This is a genomic window from bacterium, assembly GCA_035527515.1.
Classification (GTDB): domain Bacteria; phylum B130-G9; class B130-G9; order B130-G9; family B130-G9; genus B130-G9.
Map to the genome: position 1 here is coordinate 1 of DATLAJ010000117.1, position 11,251 is coordinate 11,251.

Annotated in this window: 11 protein-coding genes; 6 read left to right on the forward strand and 5 right to left on the reverse strand. The window is 56.8% G+C overall.

Annotation, left to right across the window (positions count from 1 at the left end; translation table 11 throughout):
• From VM163_09295 to VM163_09305, 3 genes are all read right to left on the reverse strand, one after another.
• Positions 1-632: hypothetical protein (locus VM163_09295; protein ID HUT04071.1), on the reverse strand; the 632-nt coding region annotated here is incomplete at its 3' end.
• Between the two features lie 19 nt (positions 633-651).
• Positions 652-1,329 carry a TonB family protein gene (locus VM163_09300; protein ID HUT04072.1) on the reverse strand — a complete coding sequence of 226 codons (678 nt, stop codon included), beginning with the start codon at positions 1,327-1,329 and terminating at the stop codon, positions 652-654.
• A gap of 19 nt (positions 1,330-1,348) precedes the next feature.
• Positions 1,349-1,741 carry a response regulator gene (locus VM163_09305; GenBank protein HUT04073.1) on the reverse strand — a complete coding sequence of 131 codons (393 nt, stop codon included), beginning with the start codon at positions 1,739-1,741 and terminating at the stop codon, positions 1,349-1,351.
• 121 nt (positions 1,742-1,862) lie between these two features.
• Here VM163_09305 and VM163_09310 point away from each other — a divergent pair, with 121 nt between their 5' ends.
• Positions 1,863-2,207: a histidine triad nucleotide-binding protein gene (locus VM163_09310; GenBank protein HUT04074.1), complete on the forward strand. Its 345-nt coding sequence runs from the start codon at positions 1,863-1,865 to the stop codon at positions 2,205-2,207.
• Between the two features lie 488 nt (positions 2,208-2,695).
• Here VM163_09310 and VM163_09315 read toward each other — a convergent pair whose 3' ends face one another.
• Both VM163_09315 and VM163_09320 read right to left on the reverse strand, forming a co-directional pair.
• Positions 2,696-3,946: a divergent polysaccharide deacetylase family protein gene (locus VM163_09315; protein HUT04075.1), complete on the reverse strand. Its 1,251-nt coding sequence runs from the start codon at positions 3,944-3,946 to the stop codon at positions 2,696-2,698.
• A gap of 294 nt (positions 3,947-4,240) precedes the next feature.
• On the reverse strand, positions 4,241-5,821 hold the full coding sequence (locus VM163_09320) for a hydantoinase B/oxoprolinase family protein (protein ID HUT04076.1): 1,581 nt from the start codon (positions 5,819-5,821) through the stop codon (positions 4,241-4,243).
• Between the two features lie 160 nt (positions 5,822-5,981).
• Between VM163_09320 and VM163_09325 the strand changes: the two genes are divergently transcribed.
• The 5 genes from VM163_09325 to VM163_09345 all read left to right on the forward strand — a co-directional run bounded on the left by VM163_09325 (position 5,982) and on the right by VM163_09345 (position 10,911).
• Positions 5,982-6,893 (forward strand): DUF4268 domain-containing protein, encoded by a 912-nt coding sequence (locus VM163_09325; protein HUT04077.1) that lies wholly within the window; start codon positions 5,982-5,984, stop codon positions 6,891-6,893.
• Between the two features lie 79 nt (positions 6,894-6,972).
• On the forward strand, positions 6,973-7,743 hold the full coding sequence (locus tag VM163_09330; GenBank protein ID HUT04078.1) for a hypothetical protein: 771 nt from the start codon (positions 6,973-6,975) through the stop codon (positions 7,741-7,743).
• A gap of 152 nt (positions 7,744-7,895) precedes the next feature.
• A complete protein-coding gene (gene mtnP, locus VM163_09335; protein ID HUT04079.1) occupies positions 7,896-8,759 on the forward strand; it encodes an S-methyl-5'-thioadenosine phosphorylase in 864 nt (287 codons plus the stop codon).
• Positions 8,760-8,794: 35 nt separating this feature from the next.
• A complete protein-coding gene (locus VM163_09340) occupies positions 8,795-9,715 on the forward strand; it encodes a PfkB family carbohydrate kinase (protein ID HUT04080.1) in 921 nt (306 codons plus the stop codon).
• A gap of 80 nt (positions 9,716-9,795) precedes the next feature.
• Positions 9,796-10,911 carry a type IV pilus twitching motility protein PilT gene (locus VM163_09345; GenBank protein HUT04081.1) on the forward strand — a complete coding sequence of 372 codons (1,116 nt, stop codon included), beginning with the start codon at positions 9,796-9,798 and terminating at the stop codon, positions 10,909-10,911.
• Positions 10,912-11,251: the final 340 nt, after the last annotated feature.

Genomic DNA, 11,251 nt, shown 5'->3' on the forward strand with positions numbered 1-11,251 from the left:
GTCCATTGCCGCATGTCGCGCCCATCGTAGTCAGCGCTAAAAAGCTCCTTGCACCCACTCCAATCTGAGACAAAGGCTAGCCTGCAATGTGCCGTCCCGCTCCTGCCAGAAAGCATCAGCCCCAACTCATCAACGAATTGGTGCAGAACAGCTCGCTGCTGAGCCATCGGCACCGAGAAAACTTTTGAAAAAACCTTCTTCTGTGTCCTTGCGTCTATCACTCTGCCTTTGAACGTAAAACCACTGTCCCCAAAGCTCGCATCCCAAACCACGAAAACGTCCGCGGCACGCCCTGACTGGGTGGTATGTCCCCAAGAAGCTCTCGCCCCAAGCCGGGCACCCCTGACAACCTCTGGGCCAGCCTTCACAAGCCTAAAGCGGTTTGACTGGGTTATGTCAAACTCCAAAACATCGCGCGTCGTCCGGAGAACAGGTTGCGACTTGGCCTCCACCGGCCCGGCAAGACACACCCTAATGAGCCTCGTCCCCGACTCGCTAATGGTGAGGTATATGCCTCTGCCCCGAGCGAATCCATAATGTCCGAACACGGCAAGAGACACCAACGCCGCAACTGACAAGCAGACCGACCAACCGTCAGGGCGCCTCGACAAGAACCGCCTCACGAAGAGCAAGCATCACATCCCCCCACGGCTACTTGTGATATTCGAAAGTAACAAACAGCGCGCCCAATGTCTCTTCTTTGTAACCGTCCGGCAAGGGAGGAAATGGCGCCGCCGCCTCGACCGCCCTGAGAACAGACCGATCAAAGACAGGACTTTTTGAGGAGTGCTCCACCCTCATCTGGTCAATGCCGCCGTTGCGGTGAATTAAGAATGCCACCTTTGCACGCAGCGCTTTTTTGCCGGCAATCGCGTCTGACGGATACAGCCACGCCTCGGCAAGCTTGCTCTTTAGCACATTGAGATAGTAGGGATACTCGAAGCGTTGCCCATCCAGACGCATCGGCGTGGATACCCTCGCAGCTTCGTGCGTTATGGGGTGAGGTTTGGGTCGGGCCTTTTGCAACTCACTCTTGGTGTTCGACTTGAGTATTGACGCGTGTTTAGATTCTGCCTCTTTAGCGGTCTGGGTCCTCTCGGGTTCGGACGATTTCGGGAGCATCTCCGCAGGCTCTTCATCCTGCTGATGGACCACGGCGGGCGCCAGGCGCACCCTAAGCTCTGACGGCACAGGTGCGCAATGGTGCCGGCTGAGCGTGGCTGACAGGAGGAGAGAGGCAACGGTAAAATGCACCACGACAGAGAGAGCAAGAAAAGAGAACCGCAGCCTCTTCGGGCACATCTCCATAAACGGTCCTAAAGAGCGCATCGGCTGAAGGGCGCCTCGCTCAGTCCAGCAACTCGTATTTCCTTAACACATCGCATACTATTCCCTCTATCTTAGCCACGCGGAAGGGCTTTTCCAGAAAGCCATCAACGCCATCATAGACAAGCTCCTCCTCCGTGCCCTCGGAACCATACCCCGTAATTGCAATCACCGGCACATCTGGCCGATTCTCTTTGATCCGCTTCATCAACTCAATGCCATCCATTCGCGGCATCTTAATGTCAGTAATGACCATCTGGAAATCGCCGCTATCGAACTTCTCGATAGCCTCCAGCCCGTCGTGCGCCATCTCGCTGCCAAACCCAAGGCCATTAACAATGTCCGCTAGGAGCTCTACAAGGCAGTCCTGATCGTCAACCACAAGGACTTTTATGCTCGACGCTACTTTTGCCATCGAAGTTCCGCTCACTCTCCTAAGGCCTCACCTCACTCAATAATAACCCAGCTGTTGATCTATATCGTTACCTCTGCAAGAATGCTTAAGAAACACCCAAACAAAAAGTATTGGAGGCGCCATGACCGAATGCATTTTCTGTAAGATAGCCCGCGCGGAGATGAAGGCCCAAGTCATCTACAGCGACGAGGACGTTGTCGCGTTTCGCGACATCAATCCTCAGGCCCCGACGCACGTGCTTGTCATCCCTAGAAAACACATCCCAAGCATCGCCGACTGCGCCCCGGAGGACCTTCCGCTGTTGGCCAAACTCCTCCAGACAAGCGCCAAGATCGCTGACATGGAATCAGTCCGAGAAGGCGGCTACAGGCTTGTCCTGAACGCAGGAGAGGACGCCGGACAGGCCGTCGATCATCTGCATGTCCATGTGCTCGGCGGCCGTAAGATGGCCTGGCCTCCCGGCTGATGCCAAACAGAAGAGAAGACAGGGCCGTGGCCAATGACGGTGCATGGCCGGTATCGAGGAGTTTCCCCATTCTGACTTGGAGTAGTTCAGGGCACGGCTTTCGCTTCTGGGGATTTGACAACGGCTGCGCGTTGTTCTTTTCACAGCAAAGCCTTAGGACATAACCCCACTGCAAATCCCCGAAAGGGGATTGACGTGAATAGCCCCACGTGTAACGTGGGGAATCTGTGCCGGCTGACAAGCCTCTCCTCCAAAGGCCTCGGGCAATCTCTACGAGATTGCCCGAGGCCTTTGGGACTAATAGATTCTTGTCCGTTTCATTCCGTAGGTTCCACCTACGGCTACTCACGTTCCGCCCCTTCAGGGCGTCCTCATGCACACTGTCCACTGGCGTCCGATTGCAGTTGGAACAATGCAGAATCAGACCCATATAGCCAATAAACCGACGAGCCCCGCTGAAGATTGGGGAAACTCCTGTTCTATCAGCGTTACTTCACCACTTCTGATGCGAACAGAAACCGGTGACCGGCCTCTCTCAAGAGCGGCAGCTCCTCCTCGAGGACCGCGACCGTCGGCCGCCTCAGATGACAGAGACCGATAGCGGGGCGCTTGAGCGTTACCGAGAGGGTGAGCAGCCTCTCAAGCTCTGCCTTGATTGCCTGTCGGTCGTTTTTGTTGTCGATGAAGACGTCCCGATTGGACGCTTTCAGGTCCATGCTCTTGGCCATGGAATAGGCAACGCTCTCAACGGTCGTTCTGCTATCGACAAAGTAAAGGCCTCTTTCCTTGAGCTCGCCCATCAGAAGACGCATTACTGTCGGGTCCGCACAGGCTTTTGAACCCTCGTGGTTGTTGACTCCCTTAACGTAGGGGACGCTATCGAGAGCAGCGTTTACTAAGCCTGCGACCTCGCGCTCGCTCTGCCCACACCTTATCTCGAGCTCCGGGATATGAGGGTCCAGACGCCGAACCGGCTCCAGTGGAAGATGCAGCATGACCTCATGGCCGGCCGCCTCGGCAGCTCGCGCAGTGGCGCCGGCAAACGGCGTCCTGGGCATGACCGACAGCGTCAACGGGCAGTCTATCTGAACGAGCCGCTCACAGAGGGCGAGGTTGTAACCACAATCATCAACTATGATGGCGACCTCAGCGGTCCCGCTCGAGACCGTGGCCTGACTGGCCCCAGGCTGAATCTTTAGGGGTGCGCCAATGGACGGACCGGCTCTCGGCGAGGCAGCTCCTGCCCCAGGCATTCGCTGCACGAAGAGAAGGCACTGCCGCTTCACTCGACCGTAGCCCAGATCAATGGCAAGTATCCTCTTCTGCCCACGAGTGCTCTCATCGAAGGCGACGACGTTCGCGCCCACCCCTGACGCCTTTTTCGCAAGCGCCGCACGGAGCAGGTCCAACCGCGCCGAAGCCGGCGCCTCGAACTCCCGATACTCATACTCGTCCACCGTCCCGTCCGCCACGCTCTTCTCAAAAGCCATATTGCTCTTGTGAATCCCGGACTCTATCAGCGCCTCGTTGACCGCTTTTCGCAGCGACTCGGACTTGAGCTCCCGCTTGCTGGGGGAGAACATGCCCTTGTCCTGCGCCCAAGTGTAGAGCTCCACCCCCACCAAAGAGCGGCCATACCTCGCCTGTAGAAGATCGAGCCCGAAGACCGCAACTGCGAATGCAAACAGGCCAGCGAGTATGAAGGCGAACGGCGAGATGGATTTGCCTCTTCGCCTCATTCGTGGCGTTCCTGAAGCCCTACCTGGTTTAGCCCTGCTTGCGCCCTTCGGTTTCCTGGGCTTCGCGGAGCCCGTAGGCTTCCCACCCTTATTACTGGCAGATGGCGGACTCGTCTTCTGCCTGGTCCCCGCACGAGGCTTCCCCTTGGGCAAGCGAGCTGTCATGGCGAAACGGACTCTCCAGTCTCTTCGTGCTTCTTCAACGTATCAAGCGCATTGCATTATACGAAACACGCCGGGCGGAAAGAAGGAATACTCCCCATACGGGATGTGACTGAAACCCTGGGCCGACACTCAATCCTCCTCCGCACGGCCGAAGCCTCCGCCTCCGGGCGTCTCGATGCGTAGGACATCTCCGGGTCTTATGGCAATGTTGCACTTCGATGGCAGCGCTTCGGTCTCACCTTCTCGCATCAATGTGTTCCTGCCTCGCTCGCCCGGTTCACCCCCATGCAAGCCATAAGGCGCAAACTTGCGACGCTCTGAGATGATCGAGGCGCTGCCCACGCAGAGCGATTCGATCTCGCGGACGATCCCGTCTCCCCCCGAGTGTCTCCCCCCGCCGCCTGAACCTCGCCGAACCGAGTATCTCCTCACCCTGAGCGGAAACGCTCGCTCAAGCGCCTCGACAGGGGTGTTCATGGTGTTCGTCATGTGCGTGTGGACAGCGCTCTGCCCGTCCATTCTAGCGCTCGCGCCCATACCTCCCCCAATCGTCTCGTAGTATGCGAAATAATCGCCTGTTCGCGGGTCAGTCCCGCCAAGCGTAACGTTGTTCATCGTGCCACAACCCGCTGCGGGAATGGTCTCCGGGATAGCCTTAGAGAGCGCCCCGAGAACAACATCCACTATCCTCTGCGACGTCTCTACATTCCCAGCGGAGACCGCGGCTGGATGTCGCGCATTCACCAAACTGCCCTCCTCAGCAACTATCGTAACTGGTCGCATGCACCCCGCGTTGAACGGGATGTCCAGCCTCACAAGACAACGAATGACGTAATAAACCGCAGACATCGTTACCGCCAGATTCGCGTTCACGCTCCCAGCAACCTGAGAATCCGTGCCCGAGAAATCCACCTCGATATCGCTTCCGTCAACCTTGACCGTGGCCCGGATGCGTATCGCCCTCTCCGATATGCCATCGTTGTCAAGAAAATCCTCGAACTCATAAACGCCGTCCGGAATCTCCGAAAGCGCTGCCCTTGTAACCTTCTCGGAGTAATCCTGAAGCGCACCGGCGTATCTTTTAGCTGTCTCTACGCCGTGCCTCGCAACGATCTGCTCGAGCCGCCTGATGCCAGTCCTTATCGATGCGGTCTGCGCCTCAATATCGCCCTGGCGCTCCCGCGGTGTCCTCACGTTCGCAATGAAGAGCGCGAGCACGTCCCGCTGCACCTCGCCGGCCCGAACGATGTGCACCGGCGGAATGCGGATGCCCTCTTGATATATGTCGGTCGCGACCAGCATCGAGCCGAACATCGAACCGCCGACGTCCGCGTGATGAGCTCGATTGGCGACATAGAAGTCCGGCTCCTGACCATCCGAAACAAAGACAGGCGCAACGAACGTTACGTCAGGCAGATGGCTCCCGCCGCAGGACGGATCGTTAAGCATGACGATGTCGCCAGGGGCCATCGCTCCCTGGTCAATGGCCGCTCTCACAGAAGCCGGCATTGCGCCCAAATGCACAGGAATGTGCGCTGCTTGTGCGATCATCTCTCCATCACTGTCAAAGACCGCCGCCGAGAGGTCCCGTCGCTCCTTGATGTTCGCCGAAAACGCAGTCCGAACCAGCGACTCGCCCATCTCCTCCGCTACGGAAGAGAATAGGTTCCGAAAAACCTCCAGCGTGATTGGGTCGATCTTCGGCTTCATACAGAAGTTAGAATACCAGACGTTGGAACCATCAGTCGAGCAACGATGGTGCTCTTCACAAATGGTTCCGTCTTTGGCATTCTCGATAAGAGTGGTGCTCGTGAGACATAGGATCAATTGAGAGAAATGGGTGCAAATCATGATTGGGAAACTGGTGAGAGTGAACTTGCGGGAGGTCTGGCGGAACGAGGCCAAGCTAACAACTTGGCTAGCCGAAAACCTGGACTTGTTATCCGAACAGATCGGGATTGAACTGTCTCCGTTGGAGACAGAAAAGGCCGTTGGAACGCTCAGAGCAGATATCTTCGCCGAAGGTCCTAATGGTGAGACAGTTGTCATCGAGAACCAGTTGGAAAAGACAAACCACGACCATCTCGGCAAAATAGTGACGTATCTATCAAATCTTGACGCAAAGACAGCGATCTGGATAACGACGGAACCAAGAACAGAGCACAGAACTGCGATCAACTGGCTCAACGAGATCTCACCGAGTGACACCTCGTTCTATCTGGTCAAGGTTGAGGCGGTCACGATAGGAGGCTCGGAGCCTGCCCCGCTCTTGACGACGATATCCGGCCCAAGTCTTGAGGCGAAACAGATTGGTAGGCAGAAGGGCGCACTGGCTCAGACTCAGGTCAACAGAAGAGAATTCTGGGGTGGATTGCTCGAGAAGGCTAAGGCCAAGACGAAGCTTTACACTAACGTTAGGCCCCATAAGGACAACTGGTTGAATACCGGGGCCGGGAAGGCAGGTTTGTGGTGGTCCTTTGTCATCACTATGGATCGGGGCGTGGTCCAATTGAATATAGACCGTGGGCCGGACAAGAAAGATGAAACAGACAAGATATATGAACAGATTCAAAATGATCGAGAATCAATCGAAAAGACCTTTGGAGACAAACTTTCTTGGAACAGAATGGAAGGCCGGCTCGTCTGCCGGATAGAATCCTTCTCACAGATTGGCGGCCTGAGAGACGAAGAGAAGTGGGGCAAGATACAGGAAGACATGATTGACAGAATGGTGCGCCTCGAGAAAGCACTGAAACCATCGCTGGCAAAGATTCGCGGATGATTCTTCATGTTTTGCACGACCATTGTTTGCGGCAGACGAAGGCCAGACGAGACACTGCGCCGAGTTTGAAGGGGTAACGATGCCAGAAGTTTCCGGCCCACGGGATACTTGCGGTCGGGCGACAGGCGGGTTGATTCTGTCCGTGTTGCTCGCGGCCGCTGTAATCGCCATCGTCGTTTACTACATCACCGGTTCCGGGAGCTCACCCACTTCAGGCGGCGGGATAGACCCCTTTGAAATCGTGGACGAGACACGCGAGAGAGTGGCCCGGACGAACGAACAGAGAGAGCAGCTGGGCCAGTCGTTGCGGCAAGGTGCCGGGATGGGCCGCACGATGGCAGAAGACAGGGTCGCTAGGGGCGCTCTGGAGAATCAGGTTTCCAGGGCGCTGCGCGACTGCGGGGACATAGCAAGGGCGATAGAGTGCTTCCACAGGGATGTGTCCAAGTGGCCAGTCCAAAGCGCCGCCGACGAGGATGTGCGCATGGATTACCTGTATGGGAACGCGGGTCGGCTGCCCGAATTCGTCGCTAACGCGAAGGCTTCGTGGGGAGAGAGAGCGGGAAATCTACATTCATACCTGGTCTCCGACGGGCCCGAGAAAAAGGCCTGGTATGACTATTTCAAGGATACTTACGGCCGCTTCGATGGTTGGAAGGGGCCTTATCTACCTCGCGAGGCGCAGGACCCGTGGGGCCACGCTTACGTCGTTTCAGTCTCGGGCTTCCCCGGCGGCGCAAAGCCGAGCAATCACGTGTGGTGCCTCTCCGCGGGCCCAAACGGCATCGTCGAGACCCTCGCGTCGTCGAATCAAACGCTCGGCGACGATGTTGGTAAGATGATGGAATGAATATAGCACCTACAATCAATCTAGAGTCACTCCCCTAATATCGAGAGGTTTGACAACATGCGTGGCCAAGCCTATCGTAAGCGTCCTGTCTGCGCGTTGCTCAGGCGCATTTGGAGCACGAGATTGCGTTAGGGATTACTCAGTTTGGAGGGATGATGGTTCGGGCAACAGTTGGGATCATAGGTGGTAGCGGGCTCTACAAGATGGAGGGTCTGACTGACGTCGAGCGGGTCAAAGTGAGCACGCCATTCGGCAAGCCCTCCGACGAGCTGGTCTTGGGGACCCTCGAAGGCGTCAGGGTGGCGTTTCTGCCGAGGCACGGCGTTGGCCATCGAATAATGCCCAGCGAGATCAACTTCCGCGCCAACATCTACGCGCTCAAAAGTCTCGGCGTCAATGCGGTGATCGGGGTTACGGCGACGGGCAGCCTTAAGGAGGAGATAAGGCCGCTGGACTTCGTCGTCATCGACCAGTTGTTCGACCGGACATATAGGCGAATTGGCACGTTTTTTGGGAACGGAATCGTGGCGCATACGTCGATGGCGGAGCCGTTTTGCCCTGTTTTGCGTGGCTTTCTGGTTGAGGCCTGCAAGCGGATTGACGTTCGCGTTCACGATGGCGGAACCTACGTCTGTATCGAGGGCCCGCAGTTCTCGACGCGAGCCGAGTCAAACGCGTTCAGACAGCTCGGCTTCGACGTCATCGGTATGACGAACATGCAGGAAGCAAGGCTTGCCCGCGAGGCGCAGATGTGCTATGCGACGATCGCCTGCGTTACGGACTACGATGTCTGGCGTGATGCGACCGAGGATGTAACTATTCAGGAGGTCATCGCGAACCTCAACAAGAACGTGGGTAACGCGATGGCGGTGATAAGGGACGTGGTGCCGCGGATCGACGATGCCCGGAGATGCGGATGTCGTGAGGCGCTGAAAAGCGCGATTATCACGGGTCGGGAGCACATTTCAGATGAGATTCGTGAGCGGCTTGGCTTTCTGATCAACGAGTATTTGTAGGTTTGGATTTGCAGTTCATTTGAGGAGGTGTTTCGTTGTCAATCACAGTCGTAGGCTCAGTCGCCTTCGACGCCGTTGAGACTCGCGCTGGTCGGCGAGATGAGCTTTTGGGCGGGTCGGCGACTTATTTCTCGATAGCCGCGTCGAAGTTCACTGACGTCAATCTTGTGGGCGTCGTAGGTGCGGACTTCGGCCAAGAGCAGATAGATTTCCTTGGAAGATACAGCGACGTTTCTGGCCTCGTCGTGGCGCCGGGCGAGACGTTCCGGTGGGCGGGTCGGTATTCGGACGACATGAACGATCGAGAGACGCTCGCAACGCACCTCAATGTCTTCGCTGATTTCTCGCCGCAGGTCCCCGACAAGTATCGGGCGTGCGAGACAGTTTTTCTTGCAAACATCGATCCCGATCTTCAAGTGGAGGTTCTGGCCTCGTTGGGGCCTGGCGAGCGGTTGGTTGGCCTGGACACGATGAATCTCTGGATCGATATGAAGAGGGACTCGCTCATAAGTGCTCTGAGGCAGGTGGATATTTTGACTATAAACGAGGATGAGCTGCGCCAGCTGCTGAACGAGGGGAACGTCTGGGCGGCGGGACCTGAGTGCCTCGAGCTGGGGCCGGCAGTTGTCGTCTGCAAGCGGGGCGAGTATGGTTCGATCCTGTTCACAAAGAATGGCGCGTTCGTGCTGCCGGCCTTCGGGACTCGCAAGGTAGTCGATCCGACTGGCGCGGGCGATTCGTTTGCTGGCGCCTTCTTTGGCTATCTTGACCAGCACGCTGACTGGCGCACGAACGAGGCGCTCAAGAATGCCCAGGTGCTTGGGACGGTTGTTGCCTCGTTCACGGTAGAGGCGTTCGGTGTTGACGGGCTTGTGGCGGCTGACAAGAGGGCGATACAATCTCGAAGAGAGTGGCTTGCGAAGATTTGTTGCTTCCCGTTTGACTTTGAGTTCTGAGCATCGCTATACTTGAAAGTGAAGTGGTGTATCTAGAGCAGAGTTTGTTTAATTGCCTCTTAGGGCAAGGAGGTTAAGACTTGGTTACGCTTCCTCAGCTTTTGACACAAATAGTTGAAAAAGGGTCCACTGACCTGCACCTCACGGCGGGGACTACCCCTCAGATGCGCATCGATGGTTTGCTTCAGCCGATGGATTACCCTGTCTTGACGACGAAAGACACCAAGCGACTGTCGTATTCGGTGCTTACCGATGCACAGAAGCACCGGTTTGAGGAGGACAAGGAGCTTGACCTTTCGTTCGGCGTGAAGGGGCTTTCGCGGTTTAGGGGTAACTTGTTCCTTCAGAAGGGTGGAGTTGCGGCGGCTTTCAGGACGATTCCTTGGGAGATACTGGGGTTTGAGGAGCTTGGGCTGCCAAAGGTCGTGTCCACGTTCCCGAACATCCCTAAGGGATTGGTCCTGGTTACGGGCCCCACCGGTAGCGGCAAGAGCACAACGCTCGCATCGATCATCGACAAGATCAACCAGGAGAAGCACCTGCATATCGTTACCGTTGAGGACCCCATCGAATACCTGCACAAGCACAAGAACTGCATCGTCAATCAGCGCGAGATCGGTGCGGATACGATGAGCTTCCAGAATGCTCTCAAGTACGTGCTAAGGCAGGACCCGGACGTCATCCTCATCGGCGAGATGCGGGACATCGAGACGATCGCCGCGGCGCTTGTTATCTCAGAGACGGGTCATCTCACTTTCGCAACGCTTCACACCAACTCCGCGGCGCAGACGATCAACCGTGTTATCGACGTTTTCCCGCCGCATCAGCAGCCCCAGGTTCGAACGCAGCTTTCCTTCGTCTTGCAGGCGGTTTTGGTTCAAGCTCTTCTGCCAAACATGAGTGGAAGGGGGCGTTGCCTCGCGACAGAGGCCATGATGCCAACGCCGGCCATCCGCAACCTCATCCGCGAGGACAAGATCCATCAGATATATTCCGTCATGCAGACAGGCCAGGAGCTTCACGGGATGCAGACGTTGAACCAGTCTCTGTTTAGGCTGTATCAGAGCAGAACCATCTCGCTTCAGACAGCGCTTCATAGCTCATTGAGGCCTGAAGAGCTGCAGCAGATGATCGCAACGGGCACGGAAGCGTTAGACGCGGAGGTAATGTCTGCTGGCCGGGGACGCCGCCGCTAGAGGCTTGCTGCGGTGGCTCGACACCGCTTTGGCTCGCCGCGGCCTGACGCGGCGTGTGCTCTGTTAAAGCGCGCGGTTGTATCGATGACGGTTTCCAGGTTCAGGATAGGTGGTGTCTATCAGAGGGTGGTGTCAAGCCGCCACACTCCAAAAAAGCGGTCGCACACACGGTCAATCTGATTATCGGGAACACTGATTCCAGGAGTTTTCGTGTTTTCGGGGAGAGGAGTGTTGGGTTGCAGGCCGCAAGGCGGTGATTTGGGTGTGCGAGAAGTGGAATCGGTGAGCTGGACGCCGCCAGCCCCAACGGGGCTGAATGTGAGTAGCCCCACGTGCAACG

Coding starts and splice junctions, on each gene's coding strand:
- VM163_09300 (HUT04072.1), bottom strand. CDS start 1,329: ATGCGCTCTTTAGGACCGTTTATGGAGATGTGCCCGAAGAGGCTGCGG.
- VM163_09310 (HUT04074.1), top strand. CDS start 1,863: ATGACCGAATGCATTTTCTGTAAGATAGCCCGCGCGGAGATGAAGGCC.
- VM163_09320 (HUT04076.1), bottom strand. CDS start 5,821: ATGAAGCCGAAGATCGACCCAATCACGCTGGAGGTTTTTCGGAACCTA.
- VM163_09305 (HUT04073.1), bottom strand. CDS start 1,741: ATGGCAAAAGTAGCGTCGAGCATAAAAGTCCTTGTGGTTGACGATCAG.
- VM163_09315 (HUT04075.1), bottom strand. CDS start 3,946: ATGAGGCGAAGAGGCAAATCCATCTCGCCGTTCGCCTTCATACTCGCT.
- mtnP (HUT04079.1), top strand. CDS start 7,896: ATGATGGTTCGGGCAACAGTTGGGATCATAGGTGGTAGCGGGCTCTAC.
- VM163_09330 (HUT04078.1), top strand. CDS start 6,973: ATGCCAGAAGTTTCCGGCCCACGGGATACTTGCGGTCGGGCGACAGGC.